General features: G+C 56.3%; 6 protein-coding genes. All 6 read right to left on the bottom strand.

Annotated elements, in window-relative coordinates; genetic code table 11:
* Positions 1–37 precede the first annotated feature (37 nt).
* Positions 38–4,234 carry a non-ribosomal peptide synthetase gene (locus tag JJL52_RS11525; protein WP_236994214.1) on the bottom strand — a complete coding sequence of 1,399 codons (4,197 nt, stop codon included), beginning with the start codon at positions 4,232–4,234 and terminating at the stop codon, positions 38–40.
* Positions 4,234–14,031 carry a non-ribosomal peptide synthetase gene (locus JJL52_RS11520; protein ID WP_202052564.1) on the bottom strand — a complete coding sequence of 3,266 codons (9,798 nt, stop codon included), beginning with the start codon at positions 14,029–14,031 and terminating at the stop codon, positions 4,234–4,236. Before JJL52_RS11520 ends, JJL52_RS11525 begins: the two co-directional genes overlap by 1 nt.
* A complete protein-coding gene (locus tag JJL52_RS11515) occupies positions 14,028–17,372 on the bottom strand; it encodes a non-ribosomal peptide synthetase (protein ID WP_202052563.1) in 3,345 nt (1,114 codons plus the stop codon). Before JJL52_RS11515 ends, JJL52_RS11520 begins: the two co-directional genes overlap by 4 nt.
* A gap of 171 nt (positions 17,373–17,543) precedes the next feature.
* Positions 17,544–20,876, bottom strand: coding sequence for a non-ribosomal peptide synthetase (locus JJL52_RS11510; protein WP_202052562.1), 3,333 nt, complete (start codon positions 20,874–20,876; stop codon positions 17,544–17,546).
* A gap of 88 nt (positions 20,877–20,964) precedes the next feature.
* The gene (locus JJL52_RS11505; protein WP_202052561.1) at positions 20,965–21,522 is read right to left on the bottom strand and encodes an ankyrin repeat domain-containing protein; all 558 of its coding nucleotides are present in this window, start codon (positions 21,520–21,522) and stop codon (positions 20,965–20,967) included.
* A gap of 58 nt (positions 21,523–21,580) precedes the next feature.
* Positions 21,581–23,194: an MBL fold metallo-hydrolase gene (locus tag JJL52_RS11500; RefSeq protein ID WP_202052560.1), complete on the bottom strand. Its 1,614-nt coding sequence runs from the start codon at positions 23,192–23,194 to the stop codon at positions 21,581–21,583.
* Positions 23,195–23,224 lie beyond the last annotated feature (30 nt).

Here is a 23,224-nt window from a genome sequence, read left to right as displayed (position 1 = left end):
TGTGTACCGTTTGTGCTCCCTGCCCGGTTCCGGTAATTCATAATGGCGTCTGACTATTTTTCAATATTTCGGCAAGATTGTTATGCAGTTGCTGATTCTTGATAATATCCATATGGTTAGATTCAATTTCTTCATTAATGACGATGCCGGTAGAATATAAGCGCCAATCCTCAGGTATCCGGCCATATCTTTTTAAAGTATCGCTTGCCCACCATGCGTAAATTGGCGCTTTTATAAAACCCCATTGATGCGCGTTGATCAATCTGAGCGAGTTTTCCGCAACGATAAATTGCAGTTTCATCAAAGAGACAGGCAAATTGCGATGCAGGCAACCCTGCTTGGAAGCCCATAAGATGACCTGCTCCAACTGCTCGTCGAGGGGCAGAGTTGAAAGAAAAACTTGAAATTCTTCCCGCGCATCGTCATCTATTTGCTCAAATGCCTTAAGCTCATCAGGATTCAGATAACGCGCGTAACGCATCAGCAAGCCTGCATTTTCGTCTGCTTGGACAAATGACTTGATTTGGGTATCCAAGAGCCCGACAAACGCCACATTATGGCCCCGACATTCTAATATTTGAGCAATAATCAGGGCGATAGCGCCACCCATCGACCAGCCCAGCAGATAATACGGACCTTCGGATTGATGTCGTAGGATGGCCTGAACATAATACTCGGCGGCATCAACAAACGACTCGTACTGTCTTGTAGGATTAAGCAATAAACTGCGCGAATCGATGCCGTAAACCGGTTGTTGATGATTCATTGCTTGAGCCAAGGTCTTATATTCAAAAATATAACCCCCCGGATCGATGCAGTAAAGCGGTGGGCGCGTTCCGGAACTTTTCAATGCCACCAAAGGCGATAATACGGTAGTAGCTTCATCGGCCAATCGTTTAGCGAATTCTTCAATGGTCGGCGCCTGGAACAAAGCAACCAAATCCAAATTACCTCCCAGTACCGACTGAATGGTGTGAGCCAGCTTCACAGCCAGTAAAGAGTTCCCGCCTAATTCAAAAAAATTATCTTCCACCCCAATCTTTTCAATATTTAACAGCTCAGCCCAAATGCTCGTCAAAATTTCCTCAATGGCGGTGCGCGGCGCGACATAGTGCTTTTGTTCGCAAAAATTTGGCGCTGGCAGCGCTTTACGATCGAGCTTGCCGTTGGGAGTGAGCGGGAAAGCGGACAAACTGACAAAAGCACTGGGTATCATATAATCCGCCAAGCCTGTAGCGAGCTGGGCGCGTAAATCCGCAACGGCCAATTCAATGCCTTCGTGTGCAATCAAGTACGCAACCAGCCGTTTATCCTCAGGATTATCTTCACGGACAATAACGATCGCTTCGCGCACCCCGCTACAAGCCGTAAGATGCGCTTCAATCTCACCCAACTCAATACGGAAACCGCGGATCTTGACCTGAAAATCGTTTCGGCCGATGTATTCGATATTACCGTCGGGTAGCCAGCGACCTAAATCGCCGGTTTTATAAAGACGGGCATTACTCTCGGCATTCGTACCGAAACTATCCCGGATAAAGCGTTCCGCGGTTAATCCGGGTTGATTCAAATAGCCCCTGGCAACGCCCGCACCACCGATATAAATTTCACCGGATACACGCAACGGCACGGGTTGCAGTTGGGCATCGAGAATATAAATCTGCGTGTTGCCGATAGGCCGGCCAACGGACTCGCATGGATATGATTCAGTTCGTTCGGCGTCTATTAATCGGCAAGTGGACCAAACGGTCGTTTCCGTTGGTCCATACATATTCCACAGCTCGCCGACACGCGCCTTTAACTGTGTTGACAGATCAAGAGTCAATGCTTCGCCTCCGCAAAGCGCTTTAAGCCCGCTTGCGCCTTGCCAGCCGCCGCTTAACAATAACCTCCATGTCGCCGGAGTGGCTTGCATGACAGTAATTCCGGCCTGAGCTATTGTTTGTTGTAAAAATACCGGATCAGCCGCATTAGCGCGGCTGACAAGAACTACTTTTGCGCCGTTAATCAGCGGAAAAAACAGTTCCAAACCTGCAATATCAAACGATAACGTGGTGACCGCCAATAACGAGTCAGAGCAAGTCATTCCAGGAACTTTGGACATCGCGCATAAAAAATTCACCATATTCCCATGTTCAACCATGACCCCTTTGGGTTGGCCTGTTGAACCGGAGGTATAGATGATATAGGCCAGATGGCTGGACATTAATCCGAGCATTTGCGGATCAGGATTGCCAGCCGGTTGTTCGGCGAACAGTGCCAAAGCATCCAATAGCACGACGGGAACCGCTAAATTCATTAGGCTTTTTTGTACGCCGCTTTGCGACAATATGGCTACGGGCTTACTGTCGCCGAGCATGTAAGCTAAACGTTCACAGGGATAGCTGGGGTCCAGCGGAATATAAGCCGCACCCGATTTAAGAATACCCAATAAACCTATCACCATATCCAAACCGCGTTCCGCACAAATCGCTACCCGATCATCAGGGCGTATGCCCAATGCCAGCAAATGGTGAGCAACCTGATTAGCCCTCCGGTTGAGATCCTTGTAAGTTAAGCTTTCATCTTCAAAAACCACAGCGGTGGCATCGGGTGTTTTTTCAACTTGCCGTTCAAATAATTGCTGAATCAGGCAGTCATCGGAGTAATCCATTGCCGTAGCATTGAACTCTATCAGGATTTGTTGCCGTTCCGCCTTAGTCAGCAACGGCAATTCAGACAAACGCCCATCAGGGTTATCGACGATACCTTGTAACAATATCAGATAGTGTTCCGCCAGCCGGGCAATCGTGTCATAGTCAAACAAGTCGGTGTTATATTCGATTATGCCGTTTAATAACCCGGACTTTTGTTCATGAATGTGTAAGGTCAGGTCAAACTTGGCAATGCAGCTTTCTTTCTCTACCGCGCTAATGCCCAGGCCTGACAATTTCAGCGAATGCCGAACCGCGTTTTGCAATGTGAACATCACCTGAAATAACGGGCTATGACTCATATTGCGTTCCGGCTGTAAAACCTCGACCAATTGTTCAAAGGGTAAATCCTGATGATTCTGGGCCTCCAGAACAGTACGTCGAACTCGGCTTAACAAATCTATAAACGACGGACCGCCAGACAAATCGGTACGCAGCACGAGTGTGTTAACAAAAAAACCGATCAAACCTTCGAGTTCCAGACGATTGCGATTCGCTACGGGTGTGCCGATACATAAATCCTGTTGATGGCTATAACGGAATAACAAGACATTAAACGCCGCCAACAAGGTCATGAATAGCGTCGCATCGTGGCTGCGATTTAAAGCATAAATCTGTTTAGCCAGCTCAAACGGTATGCTAAAGCTGTAATTTGCACCCCGATAGCTCATGACCGGAGGCCTGGGACGGTCGGTAGGCAATTCGATAGCAGTTGGAGCGGCATGCAATTGTTTTCGCCAATAGTCTATTTGCCGTTGCAATACGTCGCCGACCAACCACTGCCGCTGCCAGTAAGCAAAATCGGCATATTGGATAGCTAACTCGGCTAGCGGAGACACCTTGCCCTCGCTGAATACCTGATAAAGCGCGACTAATTCGCGCATCAATATCTCTGACGACCAGCCGTCTGAGACGATATGGTGCAGTGTTATTAACAGGATATGTTCCTGCTTGTTCGAATCATTAAACAACTCGATTAACAGCGCACGCAACAAAGGCCCGGTTGATAGAACAAACGGTTTTTCAGCCTCCAGACGGCTCAAATTCAGCAAAGCCAACGGGCGTGCCTGATCAGGTAAACCGGTTAAATCCACACAGGCAAGCGGAAGCTTAAACTGTTCCGTAATCACCTGCTCGGCTTGTCCGTTTACGCCAATGAAAATGGTGCGCAAACTTTGATGCCGCCGGATAATTTCATTCAGGCTTTGCTCCAACGCAGCGGTATTCAACTTGCCGTTTAGCCGCAGAGCAAGCGGCACATTGTAAAAAGCATTGTTTGGCGCTAATTGATCAAGAAACCATAGGCGTTGCTGAGCATAGGATAGAGCAATTGAATCCGTTCCGGGAGCCGGTTTTATCGATATTTCGTTATATTTTCCGGCTTGCGAGAGGACTTCAATTAATTCATTTTTTCTGACCCTAAGATGGTTTTTAATTTGATCGGTCAGCACATTCCGGGGCGCCTTACATTTTAACGCGCCATCCTCAACATAAAGATGAACATTCAAAGCGCGCAAATCAGCGAGTAATTCCGTCAACATTATAATTCGATGTCCTCATACTCGATTTGATCTTCCGGCAAAACCGGATGCTTCCCAATCCACAAAGCCAGATCGACTTTCTCCGCTATTTTTTCAATGGTGCCGGCTTCAAACAGCGCCTTAAGAGGTAGTTCGACATTAAACTTCCGGCACACTCTGGAAACCAACTGTGTCGCCAGTAACGAGTGTCCGCCTAAGTCGAAAAAATTATCTCTCACGCCCACTCGTTCCAAATCCAGCACTTCGGCCCAAATACCGGCCAGAACTGCCTCGGTTTCAGTACGCGGTTCGACATATTGTTTTTGCAGTTGCTCGCAATAATCCGGCGCGGGCAAAGTCTTACGCTCCAGCTTGCCGTTCCCGCTTAGCGGCATCTTCTCAAGCTGAACAAACGCGCTCGGCACCATATAATCGGGCAAGGTTGTTTTCAGATAGTCGCGTAGCGCGCCGGTTTCCGGCAGGCTCTCGGGTATGCTGGCGATATAAGCGACCAATTGCTTGTTGCCAGGCTTATCCTCGCGAGCCAGTACGACAGCTTCCCGTACGCCGGGATATTGCAAAAGCCGCGCCTCGATTTCGCCCAATTCGATCCTGAATCCCCTGATTTTGACTTGATGATCCAATCGGCCCAGAAATTCGATGCTGCCGTCGGCGCGGTAACGCGCCAAATCGCCGGTCCGGTATAAACGGCCGCCGTCGTTCGCGAACGAGTCGGGCACGAACTTTTCGGCCGTCAAACCGGGACGGTTCAAATATCCCCTGACGATACCCGAGCCGCCGATATAAAGTTCGCCGGCAACGCCGACCGGAACCGGCGACCACGCAGCATCCAACACGTAAATCCTGACATTGCTAATCGGCCGGCCTATCGCTACCGGCCTGTCCGTATCCTCCATGCCAACCGGATAAACGCTGCACCAAACCGTGCCTTCGGTCGGACCGTATTCGTTGTACAAGCGCGCCTTGGGTAAAACGGCGAAATGCTGTTTGACCACTTCGTTGCTGCAAGCTTCTCCGGCCACGATAACGCTATCCAAAGCTTGCAGTCGAGCCGGAGCCTGCGTCAGCAATGCACTGTACAGCGACGGCAGCGCCAATACATGCGAAATCCGGTACCGCTCGATTAAACCGGCCAACGCGGCCGGGTCTTTCGTCTCGTCGCGCTCGGGCAGGCACAAACAGCCGCCCTGCCCCAAAGTCCAGAATATCCCGGCCACCGAACTGTCGAACGCAAACGAAGACAACAGCAAAAATGCCCGCACCGGGTCCCGGTAACTTTCGAATCTGGCTGTCGTCGAATGCAGCGCGTTACGGTGCGTAACTGCGACGGCCTTGGGCTTGCCGGTAGAACCCGAGGTGTAAATGATATAAGCCGTATTCAACGGATCATGTCGTCCGTCGGGATTGGCGTCGCCAAAACGCTCGATTGCCGACCAGTCGCGATCCAGGCAAACCGTATCGGCCGAGCAATCCGGCAATTTGTCCAGCAACCGCTGACGGGTCAGCACCAATGGCATGCCGGCATCTTCGATCATATAAGCGATGCGCTCTTCGGGATAATCGGGGTCCAGCGGCACATAGGCGCTGCCGGCTTTCAATATGCCCAGCAGGCCGACCAGCATTTCCGGCGAACGATCGATGCACAGCCCTATCAGGACTTCAGGCCCGGCGCCGCGTTGCCGCAGATAATGCGCCAGCCGGTTAGCCTGGGCGTTCAGTTCCACGTAGCTCAAAGTCCGCCCGGCGCATGCCACGGCCGCCGCTTCGGGCGTCTGTGCGGCCTGTTGTTCGAACAAGCGGTGTAGACCGTCGTGCTGCGGGAAATTGGCTCCGGTACGGTTCCAATCGGCGACGATCCGTTGGATTTCGGCCGGCGTCAACATCGGCAAGCGGCTTATGCGCTGCCGGTCATCGGCGATCATGGCAGCTAGCAACGTTTGCAAATGCCCGGCCCAGCGCTGGATCGTCGCCGCGTCGAATAAATCGGACGCATATTCAAGGTGGCCCGTTATCGTGTCGCCGGTTTCCGTTAGCGACAGCGTCAGATCGAACTGCGTGGTTTCAGCCGGCCTGATGACCGGCGACAAACTCAGGCCCGGCAGCGTTACCACGTCGGCCTTGGGCGTATTGTTCAACGCCAACATGACCTGAAACACCGGACTGTGGCTCATGCTGCGCGCCGGTTTAACGGCCTCCACCACTTGCTCCAAAGGCAAATCCTGGTGCGCGTAGGCGCTCAAGGTCGCAGCTTTAACATGCTCCAGCAATTGCGCGACGCTGGGATCGCCGTCCAAAGTCACGCGCAACGCCAAGGTATTGACGAAAAAGCCAATCAGCGCTTCAACCTCGGCGTGTTGCCGGTTGGCGACCGGCGTGCCTATCGCCAGGTCGTTCTGCCCGCTAAGCCGCGCGATCAGCACCGACCAGCCGCACAACAGCGTCATAAACAAAGTACAGCCGTGGCGCCGGCTTAATTGACGCAGCCCTGCGCTCAAGTCGGCCGGTAATTCCAGCTCGACGCTGCCGCCGGCATAGCTTTGCACCGGCAACCTGGGCCGGTCGGCCGGCAATTCCGACAACGCCGGCGCGCCGGCAAGATAACGCCGCCAAAAATCGGCTTGCAGATCCAGAATTTCACCTTGCAGCCATTGCCGTTGCCAAACCGCGTAATCGGCATATTGAACCGGCAGTTGCGGCAGCGGATCGGGCAAGCGCTGGCTGAAGGCGGCATAGAGTGAGCAAAGCTCTTGCACGAACAGCCCGACCGACCAGCCGTCGGAAATAATGTGATGCTGGGTAATCAGCAGCAGATGTTCATCGCCGGACAATTGCAACAAGCGTCCCCGTATCAGCGGGCCAGCGGACAGATCGAACGGTTGACTGGCCTCCTCGGCGCCGATCCGCTCGGCGGCGGTTGTTTGGCTATCGGCCGACAGAGCCCGCAAATCGTGTTCCAACAGCGCAAAGCCCAAGTCTTGCGGGGCAATAACTTGCATAGGCTGGCCGTCGATGCCGACAAAACAGGTGCGCAAGTTTTCATGACGGACGACGATGCGGTCTAATGACTTGCGTAAGGCTTCCCTGTCTAGACGACCCTGCAGGCGCACGCCGATGGGGATGTGATAAGCCTTTCCGGCCGCCGGTTCGAGCTGGTCGAGAAACCACAAGCGTTGCTGCGACCAAGACAACGGCAACGGCCGGCTGCGGTCGGCGGCCTCAATAGGCGGCAATGCATGGCCGGCGCGGCTTGCAAGACAGGCCAAACCTGCCGGCGTCGGTTGCGCGAAAAAATCGCCCAAGGCCACATCGACCTCAAGCATCTGGCGCAGGCGCGCGATCAACCGCACGGCAAGCAAGGAATGGCCGCCCAAGGCAAAAAAATCGTCGTGCCGTCCCACCATGTCCATGCCCAACAAGGTTTGCCAAATGCCGGCAATCGCCTCCTCCACCGGCCCTTGCGGCGCTTCGTAAGGCCGCGAGATCAACGCGTTGGCATCGGGCGCCGGCAACGCTTGCCGATCCAGTTTGCCGTTGACGGTCAACGGCAGGCCCGCCAACGTCACGAACGCGCTCGGCAGCATGTAATCCGGCAAGCTGGCCGCCAGCCGTTCCCGCAACTCGGCCGCCACCGGCTCCATGCCGGCATCCGCGACCAGGTAGGCCACCAATCTCTTATCGCCTGGACTATCCTCGCGGGCAATGACGACCGCCTCGCGCACGCCGGGACATTGAACCAGCCTGGCTTCGATTTCGCCCAACTCGATCCGGAATCCGCGGATCTTGACCTGGAAGTCGTTGCGCCCCAGGTATTCGATGCTGCCGTCCGGCAGCCAGCGCCCCAAGTCGCCGGTTTTATACAAGCGGGCTGCGGCATCGGAGCTGAACGGATCGCGCACGAAGCGTTCCGCGGTCAGCTCGGGCCGGTTCAGATAGCCGCGGGCGACGCCGGCCCCGCCGATGTAAATTTCTCCGGCTACGCCGATGGGCGCCGGTCGCAGCCCAGCGTCGAGGATATAAATCTGGATGTTGGCGATCGGCCGTCCTATCGGCACGATGCCGTCGTGCAAGCCGGGATCGCAACGCCAGGCGGTCACGTCGATCGCCGCCTCGGTCGGACCGTACAGATTGTGCAGTTCGATGTCCGGCCATTGTTCGATAAATTTTTGCTGGAGTGCATAAGGCAAGGCCTCGCCGCTGCATAACACGCGGCGCAAGCCGCGGCAGCGTTGTTTGCCGATCCGGTCCAAAAATACCTGCAACATCGACGGCACGAAATGCACGGTGGTAATGCCGGCGATTTCAATGCAATCGGCCAGGTACTGCGGGTCTTGGTGGCCTTTCGGGCGCGCCATGACCAGGCGCGCGCCGGCCAGCAGCGGCAGGAAGAACTCCCAGACCGAGACGTCGAAACTGAACGGCGTTTTTTGCAACACCCGGTCGTCGGCTGCCAACCGGTATTCGTCTTGCGCCCACAGCAGCCGGTTGACGACGCCGTCATGCTGGTTCATCACGCCCTTGGGCAAGCCGGTCGAACCCGAGGTATAAATCACGTAGGCCAGATTGCGCGCAGTCAAGCCCAGCTTGACGGGATCGGGATTGTGTTCGGGCTGCTGTTGCCAAGGGCCGGCCGCATCGTCCAGCACGACCAGCGGCACCGACGCTTCCGACAGGCTGGACAACAGCCGGCGCTGGCTTAACAATGCCGCGGGCGCGCAATTATCGAGCATATAGGCCAGCCGCTCGGCCGGATAATCCGGGTCCAGCGACACATAAGCGGCACCGGCTTTAAGAATGGCGAACAAACCGACGACCATGTCCAGGCTGCGTTCCGCGCAGATCGCGACCCGGTCGTCGGGCCGTATGCCCAGCCCCGACAAATAATGCGCCAGCCGGTTGGCCCGGACGTTGAGTTCCCGGTAGCTCAACGCCCTATCCTCGAACTGCACCGCAATCGCATCCGGCGTTTGTTCCACTTGCCGTTCAAACAACTGGTGGATCAGGCAATCACGCGGATAAGCCGCGCTTGCGCCGTTAAAGTCGAACAGCAATTGCCGGCGCTCAGGCTCCGATAATAAATTGCATTGATCGTGATAAGCATCCGGCTCTTCGGCCATAGAGGTCAACGCCGTAACGTAATAACCGAGCATCCGCCCGATATGCTCGGACGGCACACGGGACGAAGCCAGCGCCAGCTCTATGCCCCGGCCGGCGGTGTAACTGCAATTGACCGCCAGCGCAAAGCCGGTGTCCTCGAAACCGCCGGCGTCGATCGCACCGATGCTTTCAACGTCTTTCAATTGCTCGTAGACGTGGAAATTGATGTAGTTAAAAATGACTTCGTAAAACGGCACGCGCCCATGATCCAGATAGAGCTGAAAATAGGGATATTGCCGGTGTTCCATGACCGAGAGTTCCGCGGCGAATGTTTCGCGTATCAGTTCGGACCAACTCGTGTGGCGCAATTTCTGCCGGAACGGCAGCGTATTCAAGAACAATCCCAACACTTTTTCGCCGTCCGCCTGCTCCGGCCGTACGTTGCAGACCAGTCCGGTCGTGACGTCGGTTTTGCCGGACACCATGCCCAGCACCCGAACATGCGCGGCCAGCAGCAGCGTGCGCATCGGCACTTGCAAGTCTGCCGCCAGCCGTTGCAGGCCGGCGCAAACCTCATCATCGATACGGGCAATCTGCCGGCTCGGCCCGGCGTCCGGTTTTGACCCGTTATTCGCGCAGGGCAACGCGCAGAAAACATATTCGTCCAGGTATTCGCGCCAAAATGCTTGGTGCGCCCTGCATTGCAAAGCCCGCCGCTCCAGCGTGACGGTGGTTTTCGGCGTCAGCGACAACGGCGCCAGCTCCAGCGTTTTGCGGCCGGTGCGGACCAGCTCCGCGTATGCCTTGAACACTTCGGTTTGCAAGGACGCCACGCTCCAGCCGTCCAAAATCGCATGATGAAAACTCAAGCTGAATAGAACGGTTTTCTCCGCCCTTAGATGAATAAAAACACGCAGCAACGGCGGCTCGTCCAGCGCAAAAACGGTTTTTCTTTCGCGCTCGATAAACTCGTCAACAATGCGGTTTTGAGCCTGGGCATCGGCGTCTTTGAGGTCGGCGACAATCAGCGGTATGGGCGCCGTTGCATGGACCAGTTGCATAGGCTCGCCGTAGCGATGCAAGTCGAAACCTGTCCGTAGCGCCGGATGCTTGCGTGACAGTGCATCAAGCACAACTCGTAGCGTATCTTCGTCCCATACCGGCACGGTTAGCAGCGTGCTGAAAACATCGTGATACAGTCCCTGCTGCCCGGACAGTTGGTTGTGATAAACCATGCCCATTTGCAACTGCGTCACCGGATAAACATCTTCAATGCCGGCCGGCAATTGCACAGCATCGAGGCGGGTTGTATCCGGCTCAGGATTCGTATGTGCAGGCACACCATCCAAGGCTATCGCTTTAGCCAAATCGGCGATGGTTTGATGCTTGAAAATGTCGATGACCGCAAGCGCGAAGCCGGCGCTTTTGGCCTTGGCGACAACGCTAATGCAGCGTATCGAATCGCCGCCGATGCCAAAGAAATTGTCGTTGACGCCGACTTTGTCCAGTTGCAGCACGTCGGCCCAGATTTTAGCCAACACGGCTTCGGTTTCGTTGCCCGGCGCTTGGTATTCTTGGGCCGCATAAGCGCTGCTTTCCGGCAACGGCAACGCTTGCCGATCCAGTTTGCCGTTGACGGTCAACGGCAGGCCAGTCAACATTACGAACGCGCTCGGCAGCATGTAATCCGGCAAGCTGGCCGCCAGCCGTTCCCGCAACTCGGCCGCCACCGGCTCCATGCCGGCATCCGCGACCAGGTAGGCCACCAATCTCTTATCGCCTGGACTATCCTCGCGGGCAATGACGACCGCCTCGCGCACGCCGGGACATTGAACCAGCCTGGCTTCGATTTCGCCCAACTCGATCCGGAATCCGCGGATCTTGACCTGGAAGTCGTTGCGCCCCAGGTATTCGATGCTGCCGTCCGGCAGCCAGCGCCCCAAGTCGCCGGTTTTATACAAGCGGGCTGCGGCATCGGAGCTGAACGGATCGCGCACGAAGCGTTCCGCGGTCAGCTCGGGCCGGTTCAGATAGCCGCGGGCGACGCCGGCCCCGCCGATGTAAATTTCTCCGGCTACGCCGATGGGCGCCGGTCGCAGCCCAGCGTCGAGAATATAAAAACGCAAATCGGGAAGGGGCTTGCCGATTACGCTGCCTGCCGCAGCGCGGATATCCGTGTCGGTCAGCGGAAAATACGTGGCGTGCACAGTGATTTCGGTAATGCCGTACATATTAATCAGCTGGGTTTGTTCCAGGCTGTTGCGTTCCAGCCACGGCAACAAGGTATGAAACTCCAGCGCCTCGCCGCCGAAAATCACCGCGCGCAGGCTATGCCGCTGGTCGCTGCCGTTGTGCGCGGCAATCAACTGCCGGAAGGCGCTGGGCGTTTGATTCAGCACGGTGACGCGCTCACGACACAGCAATCGATAAAACGCGTCCGGCGAACGCGAAACGCCGTAAGGCACGACAACCAAGCGGCCGCCGTACAGCAACGCGCCCCACAGCTCCCAAACGGAAAAATCGAACGCAAACGAATGAAACAGCGTCCAGACGTCGCCGGAACAAAAACGGAACCAACGATCGGTTGCGGTGAATAAACGCGTTACATTGCCGTGCTCGACCATCACCCCTTTGGGCAAGCCGGTGGAACCCGACGTGTAAATCACATAAGCCAGATTTTGCGCGGTCAATCCGAGTAATGCCGGATCGGGGTTGCCGCCGTCATGTCCGGCCATATCCGCATCCAACAGCACGACAGGCAAGTCTTGATGCGGCAATTTGTCCTGCAACGCGGCCTGGACCAGCAGCGCGACCGGCGCGCTGTCGCTGAGCATATGCAACAGACGATCGTGCGGATAATGAGGATCCAACGGCACGTAAGCGCCGCCGGCTTTAAGGATGCCCAGCAAGCCGGCCACCATGTTCAGGCTGCGTTCCACGCAAATTGCGACTCGATCGTCGGGGCGCACGCCCAGCGCCAGTAATTGGTGCGCAATCCGATTAGCGCTACGGTTAAGCTCGGCATAAGTCAGGCTGCGGCCTTCGTATACAACGGCGATCGCATCCGGCGTTCGGTCTGCTTGCCGCTCGAACAGACGGTGTATCAAACCGTCTGTTATTGAACCGGTTTCAGGAACACGATCGCTACCCTCGGCATTGAATTCGACCAATAATTGGCGCAACTCGTTTGCCGGCAGAATGTTCAAGGTTTCGATGGGCTGGGCAGGCTGCATGGCCAACGCATCGGTCAGCCCGGCTATGGCCGTCTCTAAATATGCGGCGATACGGCCCGGATCGATGCCGGCCGCGCATTGCGCCGTCAAACTGAAGCCTAGGCCCAGATCGTTGACCGACAGCGTGACCGGATAATTGGTGCGTTCCTCGCTGCTGACCACACGCATGCCTTCCCAGTCGAACACGGCATCGCCATGCCGGTAATTCAGCAAAGTCGTAAACAACGGCGTTCCGGCCGGCACCTCGCTGCAACGCTGAGCCAGCGCAAGCGGCGCCTGTTCGCGCTCGAGCAACTCGGTCAAGTTCCGGTAAGTATCGCTGACGGCCTGGCGCGCGTCGGCACCGGCCAAATCGACGCGTATCGGCAAGGTGTTGATGAACATGCCCAACGCCTGGTCCGCTCCGGCCGAACCGTGCAGCCTGCCCAACAACACGGTGCCGAACACGACGTCGCGCCGGTCGGTACAACGCGCCAGCACCTGCGCCCAGGCAACATGAAACAGCACGGCGGCGGTGACGCCTTGTTGCCGTGCGCTGTTGCGGATACGCCGCGCCAGTTCGTCGTCCAACAATAAAGTCGCTTCGGTTATTTGGCCGCCGTTGCCTTGAATATCGACGATGCCGAACGGCGCGGTCGCTTCGTCGACCGCGCCGAGCCGGCAGCGGAAATAGGCTTCGTGCTCGTCCGGGGACACGGACAAGGCCTGGGCGATGAAATGCCGGTACGGCACGGGTGGAGGCAATCGATCGCCCTGCCCTTGCAACAGCATCCGGATTTCGGCCAAGGCCAACGCCAGCGTGACGTGGTCGCAAACCACGTGGTGGTTGAGCAATGCCAGAAACCATTGCCCGGATTGCGGATCGGCGGCAATACAGGCTTTAAACAGCGGAGCCCGCTGCAAATCCAGGCGCATAAAGCGCGGATCGGTTTTGGCATACAGTTGTTGCAGCGCATCGCTGCCGGGAACCGGCCCGATTGCCTCGACCGGCAGCTTCGCGGTTCGATGCACCACTTGCGCCGGCTGCGCCAAGCCTTCCCAATGCACCGAGCTGCGCAACACGTCGTGGCGGTCGATCACGGTTTGCAGCGCGTCTAAAAAAGCGTCCAACCGCTCGCGCCCGTCGAAGGCAAGCATCGAACGCAATAAATAAGCGTCGCCTTCTCCCTCCAACAAATGATGGAACAGTATGCCTTCCTGCATCGGCGCCAGCGGGTAAATATCCTGGATGTTGGCCTCGCCTTCGGGCACGCGGCTCGCAATCAGGCCGATCTCGTCCTGGCTGAGGGTGATCAATGGCGGGGCACTGCCTCCTACTGCCGCCAATAAGGCCTGCTTATGCGATTTCAACAACGCCAGCGTTTCCGCATCGACGACGCCCTGTTCCGCTCGAATGACCAGTTCCCCGTTATCCGAAGCGATCGCTATATTTTTTTGTTTCAGGTAAGCGAGCAGCTCTTGCGTGGTCATAAGCGGAATTCCTCGACGGTATTGTGAGTTAAAGGTAGGGAAAAATGGTCCGGCACCGGATTGGGCGGCGCGTAGGCATCCGTTCGATCGCCGGCGTTGCTGATGGCCTTGGCCATGCCGGCAACGGTAGGCGATGCGAAAATCATTCGCATATCGGCGGCATAGCCCTGCCGGCGCAGCGGTTCGATCAAGCCGACCAGCATCAATGAATGTCCGCCCATTTCGAAGAAATTATCGTGCCGCCCGACTTGCGCGACGCCGAGCAAATCCCCCCAAATCCCGGCGACAGCCGTTTCCACGGGGCCTTGCGGCGCTTCGTAAGCGCTGCTGGCAACGAGCGCCGCGTCGGGCGCGGGCAATGCCTTACGGTCCAATTTGCCGTTGGCCGACAGCGGCAACGCGGGTAGCGTTACGAACGATGCGGGCACCATGTAATCGGCCAGAGTAGCCAGCAGCAGGGCTCGCAGTTCGGCAGCTTGCACCGTCGCGCCGTCCGATGCGACCAAGTAGGCGACCAAGCGTTTGTCGCCCGGCTGGTCTTCTCTTGCCAGCACGACCGCCTCCTTGATGTCCGGGTGTTCCAACAGCCGCGCCTCGATTTCGCCCAGCTCGATCCTGAAGCCTCTGATTTTGACTTGATGGTCGATCCGCCCCAGGTAGTCGATATTGCCGTCGGCACGATAGCTCACCAGATCGCCGGTTTTATACAGCCGGCTGCCCGCTGATCCGTAAGGGTTGGGGATGAACTTTTCCGCCGTCAGGCCGGGACGGTTCAAGTAGCCCCGGCCCAGGCCGATGCCGCCGATATGAAGTTCGCCCGACACCCCGACAGGCACCGGGTTAAGCCGGCGATCGAGAATGTATAGCTCGATATTGGCGATGGGCCGGCCGATAGGAATTGCCGCGGCCGGATCGTCCGGCAGGCATTCCCAATAGCTGACGTCTACCGACGCTTCGGTAGGCCCGTAAAGATTATGCAATGCGGCCGGCAATTTTTGCCGGAAACGCGCGGCCAAGCCGGCCGGCAACGCTTCGCCGCTGCAAATCACGCGTTTTAGCGAAACACAGGTTTCCACGCCCGGCGTATCGACAAACGCCTGCAACATCGACGGCACGAAGTGCATCGTCGTGACTTGGTGCCGTCTGACGATATCGATCAGCGTCTGGCTGTTTTTATGCTCGCCGGGCATGGCGACGACCAACTTCGCTCCGGTCATCAGCGGCCAGAAAAACTCCCAGACCGAAACGTCGAAACTGTACGGCGTTTTTTGCAACACGCAATCGCCGGCAGCCAAGCGGTATTGCTGCTGCATCCATTGCAATCGATTGACTATGCCCCGGTGCGGCACGCCGGCGCCTTTGGGTTGTCCGGTCGAGCCGGAGGTGTATATGCAATAAGCCAGGCTTTCCGGTCTCAGGACAATATCCGGGTTGGCGTCGATGCCGTCCGCCAGTTGCTGCCAGTCGCGATCCAGGCACAATACGGCAGCCGTTTCGAAACTGTGTTTCTCCAGCAAAGCCGCCTGGGTCAGCACCACCGGCGGCTTAATATCGGCCAGCATGAACTCCAGCCTGGCCGCCGGATAATCGGGGTCCAGAGGCAGATAAGCGGCTCCGGCTTTTAGAATGCCGAGCAGGCCGATCACCATTTCCGGCGAGCGCTGCATGCAGATGCCGACCAGCATGTCCGGCCCGACCCGTTCGGCTAACAGATGATGCGCCAATTGGTTGGCCCTGGCGTTCAATTTCGCGTAAGTCAGCACCTGTTCCTGGAAAACCAGCGCCACGGCATCCGGCGTTTTTTCTACTTGCGCTTCGAATAATTGGTGAATAAACCTATTCTTGGGATAGTCGGTTTCGGTCGCGTTCCAATCGAACAAAATGCGCCGGTTTTCTGCCGGCGTCAGTATTTGCAAATCGGCAACGGCAACGCTGTCGGAACTGCCGGCGATGCTTTCCAGCAATTGCTCCCAATGTCCTGCCATGCCCGCGATAGTGTCGGCGTCGAACAAATCGCTGCTGTAGTTAAAACTGCAACGCAACGCATTTTTCGATCTTTTTACCGTCAACGTCAGGTCGAACTTGGCAGCTCCTATTTCGGCATCGGCCATTTCAACGCTAAGCCCCGGAACGTCCAACGCCGCCATCGCCTCGTTCTGGTACACCAGCATCGCCTGGAACAACGGCGTGCGATTCAATGCTCGATCCGCTCCCAATTCCTCGACCAAGCGCTCGAACGGCAAATCCTGGTTGTTTTGCGCCTCCAGCAAATGCCGGTTGACGCCGGCCAGCAGTTCGGCAAATGTCGGATTGCCGGATAAATCGGTTCTCAGCACCAAGGTATTGACGAAAAAGCCGATCAGGCCTTCGATCTCCCTGTGGTTACGGTTGGCGACCGGATAGCCGACGCAAATGTCGCTTTGCCCGGTATATCGCGACAACAGGATATTGAATGCCGCCATCATTAACGCAAACAACGTCGTACCGGCCTGACGGCTCAACGCGGTTAACGCCGCCGAAACGTCTTGCCCCAACACCCACTCATGCTCCGCGCCGCGATACGACATCAGCGCCGGCCGGGTCCGGCCGGCAGGCAATTCCAATGTCGCCGGCGCGCCCGCCAGGTACTGCCGCCAATAGGCGATTTGCCGGTCGTACATTTCGCCTTGCAAACGATTACGCTGCCACACGGCAAAATCGGCGTATTGCACCGGCAATTCGGGTATGGTTGGCGGAACGCCGTTACTAAAATCGCGGTAACAAACGCCAATTTCCTTGATCAGCAGGCGCAACGACCACTCGTCGGCCACAATGTGATGCAAGGCCGCCAGCAACACATGCCGACGCTCGTCCAGCTTGAGCAGCACGGCACGCAATAGCGGCGCCTGCCCCAGATCGAAAACGCCTCGCGCTTCCTGCCGCGCCAGCGCTTTGACGGCATATGGCCGGCGCACTCCGTCCAGCGCCGATAAGTCGACCAAGCCGACCGGAACTGCCTTTGCCGCATCGATGACTTGCCGGACTTCGCCGCCGACGATTTTGAACGAAGTCCTCAACGCTTCATGGCGGCTGACGACCGCATTCAAGGCCTGCGCCAATACCGGCACATTCAGATTGCCTTGCAATAGCACCGTGCCTGCCATGTTATAGAACGGATTTTCAGGCTCCATTTGTGCCAGAAACCACAATCTTTCCTGCGCGAACGACAGCGGGCATGGTGAAAAATCCGGACGCCTGGCGATAGCGTGGCTGACGGAAGCCGGCTTTTGCTTGAGCCGCTGAAACAGCAGCGCTTGTTTTTCTTTGGACAAGCCGGCGATTCGGTCGATAGGATTAGGCATGTTTTAAAAAAATCCTGATGGCTAGTGCGGCAAAAAAGTGCAAAGACTGGGGTGTCAGTTTTGTCTACATGGTCGTAGGCCAGGAGCGAAAGCTTTCCCTAAAGCATCTACCGTTGGTGCCTGCACTCCTGGCGGCGCTTCTCGCAAAAATCCGTGTTATCCGTCCACGCTTTAAATCTCGTTAGCAAGCAAATAATCGGCTTCGTCGTCGGGTAGCTGTTCGATTTCGGCAAGCAACTCTTCCAGATCGCGGTCGTCATGCTGTTGGATTTGCAACCGGGCCAACTCGGCGGCCTGCAATTCGACGGTCGGTAATTCGAATAACGCTTTCGCCGGCAGCTCGATATCGAACACGCTCTGAATGCGCGACTTGACCTGGATCGCGGCCAAGGAATGCCCGCCCTGCTCGAAAAAATCTGCATCGACGCCGACGGCCTCTAGCCCCAAGACCTCGCGCCAAATACCCGCCAGCTCGGCCTCTATCCAGTTCGACGCCGGCTTCAGTTTCCGTTCCGGCAACGCCGGTTCCGCGATAGCCAGCAATGCCAGCCGGTCGCGTTTGCCGTTGGGCATTAACGGCAATTGATCCAAAACCACGTAATTCGACGGCAGCATATAATCCGGCAGCGTCCGTTTGAGGAAAGCCTGCAACGCCGAGCTTTCCGGCACCGTAGCTGATGGGCTGGCGACCAGGTAAGCCAACAGTTTTTTATGGCCGGACGCGTCTTCTTTTGCCAGCACCACTGATTCTTGAATGGTTGGATGCAACTGCAATCGCTCTTCGATTTCGCCCAGCTCGACCCGGTAACCGCGAATCTTGATTTGGTTGTCGATGCGGCCTAAAAACTCAATCTCGCCATCGGCGCGAAAACGCGCCAAATCGCCGGTTTTATAAAGCCTTGCGCCATCCGCGCTGAACGGGCTAGGAATGAATTTTTCCGCCGTCAACGCCGGCCGGTTCAAATAACCTCTAGCCACGCCGGCCCCGCCTACGCATAACTCGCCGCCGACCCCGGCCGGCACCGGCTGGAGCTGCCGGTCCAGAATATAAATGCTTGCGCTGTCGACGGGCCGGCCGATAGGTAGCGTCATGTCGTCGGCGTTTTCGTCGCTCCGATAAACGCTGCTCCAAACCGTGCCCTCTGTCGGGCCGTATTCGTTATAGAACCGGACCTTCGGCAATTTTCTGTGGTGCCCGGCCGCAATCTCGCCGGAACAGGCCTCGCCTGCGACGATAACCGATTGCAGCGTGCGTAGCCGGTCCGGAAGCCTGTCGTCGGCAATGGCCGCGTAAAACGAAGGCAACGCCAGTAAATGGCTGACCCGGTGCCGGCTAATCAAACCGGTCAAGGCGGCCGTATCCGTCAACTCGTCTTGTTTCGGCAAGCATAGGCAACCGCCCTGGCTTAAGGTCCAGAATATCCCGGCCACGGAGCTGTCGAACGCAAACGAGGACAACAATAGAAAGCATTCGGGCGATTCGCGGTAATAATTTGCCCTGGCCAACGTCGAATGCAGCAAATTGCGGTGGCTGACCGCCACGCCTTTAGGATTGCCGGTCGAACCCGAGGTATAGATAATGTAAGCGGTATTGTCCGGCGCTGCCGGGTGTGACAAAACGGGCGCGGCCGAGTCGAGTGCCGGCTCTTGGTCCAGACAATGCACTTGCATGTCGCGGCGCTTAAAGCTACCGTCCAAAACGGTTTGCGTCAGCAATACGCCGATGCCGGCATCGTCCAGTATGGCGTCCAGGCGCTCTTTGGGGTAACTCGGGTCCAACGGCACATAAGCGCCGCCGGCTTTGAGCACGGCCAGCAAACCGACGATCAGTTCCAGCGAACGTTCGGCACAAACGCCGACCCTGCATTCCGGCCCCACGCCCGATGCCGACAGCCGTTCGGCCCATTGCTGGGCGCGGCGGTCAAGCTCGCCGTAGCTAAGCTTTTGGCCGGCAAATACCAGCGCCGATTTATCCGGCGCCGTTCGCGCCTGGGCTTCAATGAGCCGGTGTATCAACAAACTGTCGGCATAACTGGCTTGGTTATTCCGGCCGCTCCAATCGTCCAGCAACTGTCTGCTTTCCGCTGGCGTCAGCAGCGGCAATCGGCCGACCGGCAAGTCGGGGTTACTGGCCGCGCCGGCCAGTATTGTTTGCAAATGCCCGGCCATCCGGGCGACGGTGCGAGTATCGAATAAATCCGCGCTGTATTCGAAACTGCCGAACAATTTGCCGTCGCGCTCCTCAATAAACAAACTCAGGTCAAATTGGGCGACACGGCTGTTGATTGCCTGCGGCATTGCCGACACATCGCGCATCCGAAAATCCGGCATCGGCACGTTCTGCGCCGCCAGCATCACCTGGAACACCGGCGCATGGCCGGTGTTGCGAACCGGATTCAGCGCATCCAGCAATTGACCGAAAGAAAGTGCCTGATGGTTCTGATCCTGCAAGGCCTGTTCGCGCAGTTGCAACAGCAGTTCCGAGAACGGCAGATCGGCTTCGATTTGGCAACGCAGCACCAGCGTGTTGACGAAAAAACCTATCAAAGCCGCCGTCTGGCTTTGGCTGCGCCCAGCCACCGGATAACCGATGCAGATATCCTTACTGCCGGTATAGCGGTACAACAAGGCGTTGAGAGCGGCGGCCATGACCATGAACAATGTGGCGCGGTATTGTTTGCCCAGTTCTTTCAGCGTCCGGCTCAACTCGCCAGAAAACTCGAAACTGTGCATGTCACCCCGGTAGCTGAGTACCGGTGGCCGTGGCCTGTCGGTAGGCAACGCCAGCAGCGGCGGCGCGCCGGCCAGTTTCTGCCGCCAATAGTCCAAATGCTTGGCCCATTTTTCCTGCTGCCGGCGTTGCCATACGCAAAAATCGCCGTACTGGATCGGCAATTCCGGCAAGGACGACGGCTTGCCGTGGCCGTATGCACCGTACAGCGCGGCGACTTCTTGCATTAACACCCCGACCGACCAGCGGTCGGAAACGATGTGATGCAGCGCCAACAACAGAATATGCCTCTGTTCGCTCAACACCGCCAGCAGCGCCCGTAACGGCGGCTGTCCGGTAAGTAGAAACGGTCGATGAACAAAATCGTCGGCGCATTGCTGGAATAAATCCATCGCACTCTCATGGCTAAAGTCTGTAAAATCCAGACACACCAACGGCAACCGGCTGTCAGGCAAGACCTGCTGACCCTCGGCGACAAACAGGCTGCGCAGAATTTCGTGACGCCTGACCACTTCGTCCAGGCTATGTTGCAAGGCTTGTACATTCAGCAAACCGTCGAATTGCACGGCTCCGGCAACGTTGTAAATCGGATTGCCCGGTTCCAGTTGCGACATAATCCACAAGCGTTCCTGCGAATACGATAAGGGAACCGGTTGGTCCTTATTTCGTTTTGTAATAGCGCTATCAGCCGGAATATGGTTTTCCTTCAGTCTGGCAATCAGTTGCTTGCGACTGACTGACTGTTGCTTATCCGGTGCTTTGGTCTCGATCATAATTTTCCCTCGTGAAGTGGTGCATAGCCTTGAATACAGCTACCTCCATTCAGGCTATCGACAGCATCAGTTACCGCACTTAGGACCGCTAACGTCTCGACTTATAATCGGCGGCAAGTTCCAAGTCTGTGGGCACATGAAAATCTAACCGGTTTCGACAGTAATTTCGCCAATTCTCCGAACCTGAATCGAACACTACATTCTCTCCGGGCCACATCGATGCAGTAACGCTAAAATCCTGGTGCAAATAGACCACGGCATCGTCAGACAATGATTGTTCAATCCGCCAGTCCGGAAATTCATGGAATGCGTTGACCGGATAGGCCTTGCAAAAGGGCCTTGGAGGTTTTTCCGAAACGATTCCGCTTTCCTGTTCCGCCTTTTGCAGTAAAGTTGCGGTTTCCACTCGCGCAGCCGCCAAGGCAATTTGATAAGGCGTTCTGAGATCGCGGCCGCTATTGATTGGATTGGCCCCCGCTTCGAGTAATAGCTTCACTATTTCCGTATCGCCGCGGCCCGCAGCCCAATTTAATGCGGTCCAGCCATAATCGTCTTTTTGCTCCAATTCTTCGCCATTTTCAATCAAGGCTTGTACTCGATGAATGTCACCTGTCTTAGCCGCTCCAATCAGTTGTAGTCTGCTCATAGATCGTTTCCTTAATAGGGAATCATTTGAATGGGTTATGATGTTGTAATTCCTTTACTTATCGTTCAGCACTTCGCAGAAAAATTTCGTCGCGCCCATATAGGCGCCGGGCATCGCTGAAACCGCGCTCGCGGCAGACATCAAGCATTTTGTTGATTTCGCGGATATAGGCATCGTCGTCTTCCGGCTCCAGCGCCATGAAATATTGCAGCCACGGCTCGCGGCCGATGGCATAGACGTAGACGCGGCTGGCGCCGACGGCATCCAGCAGCCGCAATGCGCCTTCGGCATTGCTGCCGTTCGAGCGGCGGGCCTGGCAGTGTTTGTGATCCGGCAGCTTGGGCAACAAAGCGCCGTAAACCCAGGAGAGCGGCGCGCCGATGCATTCCATGCCCAAAAACACGGTGTCGATGGATCCGTATTCGGCGCATAGATTCCGGTACATCTGTTCGTCCAGGCAGTTCGAATCGGCGGCGAATAACACTTTCCGGTTTCCGGCGCGAACCAGATAGGCGCTTTTTGCAAACGGCAAATCATTGTGTTCGCCCAGAAAAGGGACCGCGACGATTTCGCCGCCCGTCAACGGGATACTGTCTAACGGATCGACTTCAACGACCTGACGAAAACCCAATTCCCTGGCCAACAGTTTCATCGAAATATCGGCATAGAAAATGCCGGAACTTTTGGGTACTACCAGATAACCGATTTTATGCCGTAACCGTAACAGGGTTTCGAATACATAATGGTCGTGATGGACATGGGTAATCAGCACATAATCGATATGCGCCGGCAAATCCTGAAAACTGTAGCGCTCTATTCCGCCCTGGCTGGGTTTGACGGCGATGAAGGGATCGATCAGCACGGTTATGCCGGCCGTTTCGACCAAAACGCCCGCATGGCCCAAATAACGGATTCTCACGTCCGAGCCTTGCCAGGCTTCACCGGCATGAGGCGCTCGGTCGGTCAATAAACGGATCAGCCTGCCTTCGTCGCCGGCATTCAGGCCCAGCACTTCCCGGATATAGCCCAGGGATTGCGGCCGGCTATCCAGCTTGAACAATTCGTCGACAGCGGCTTCGGCAAACGGAATCTGCCAGGAGATACTCTCGCCGTTCGGCAGGCGCGGCGTACTCATGTAATATGCCCGAGCCCGGTCATGGGTCTGAGTGAATAGCCGTAACGACTGCAAATGTTTTTTGTAATGCCGGCTTTTATAAAAAAGGCTCTCGATACAGCGGACAATCGGTCGGTTGTTATAGTCGTAGAGCAATTCGACGTAACCGCGTAAAGACCGAGGTAATTGGGGATAATAAGCTTCCAGGCTTTGCCCGATCGCCTCGCAATCCAGCAAATTCTGAAAAGCGATCAGGTCTTCGGCCATCCGCAGGCTTTCGGCATGCTCGCCTCCCATGCGCTCCAGCATTTGCGCGATGTCGGCCGCTCGGTCGACCGGTACGTTGACGAACGGCCCGCCCAGCAATTTCGGATTGGCGCTGGATTTAAGATGGATAGCGGGATTTTGCAGATACGAAGTCAGATTCTTCTTCTGATAATTCAGCATATGCAGACTGTAGGGCACCGGCGAAAAAGTGTGCGGCCAGGCAACCCAGTGATCGACCAGCGCTTCTGCGGCAGTGGAATCGGCAAGCCGGTATAGGGTTCTGTCGTTCATGGTTTCCGTTTCCTGTTCATTGATTTGTTA

The sequence above is a fragment of the Candidatus Methylomicrobium oryzae genome (assembly GCF_016745425.1).
In the GTDB taxonomy this organism is placed as follows: Bacteria; Pseudomonadota; Gammaproteobacteria; order Methylococcales; family Methylomonadaceae; genus Methylomicrobium; species Methylomicrobium oryzae.
This window is presented reverse-complemented; position numbering and strand designations above follow the sequence as displayed.

Bases quoted from the DNA above. Each gene is read 5' to 3' on its own strand.
- JJL52_RS11510 (WP_202052562.1), bottom strand. From the start codon at position 20,876: ATGATCGAGACCAAAGCACCGGATAAGCAACAGTCAGTCAGTCGCAAG.
- JJL52_RS11525 (WP_236994214.1), bottom strand. From the start codon at position 4,234: ATGTTGACGGAATTACTCGCTGATTTGCGCGCTTTGAATGTTCATCTT.
- JJL52_RS11505 (WP_202052561.1), bottom strand. From the start codon at position 21,522: ATGAGCAGACTACAACTGATTGGAGCGGCTAAGACAGGTGACATTCAT.
- JJL52_RS11500 (WP_202052560.1), bottom strand. From the start codon at position 23,194: ATGAACGACAGAACCCTATACCGGCTTGCCGATTCCACTGCCGCAGAA.
- JJL52_RS11515 (WP_202052563.1), bottom strand. From the start codon at position 17,372: ATGCCTAATCCTATCGACCGAATCGCCGGCTTGTCCAAAGAAAAACAA.
- JJL52_RS11520 (WP_202052564.1), bottom strand. From the start codon at position 14,031: ATGACCACGCAAGAGCTGCTCGCTTACCTGAAACAAAAAAATATAGCG.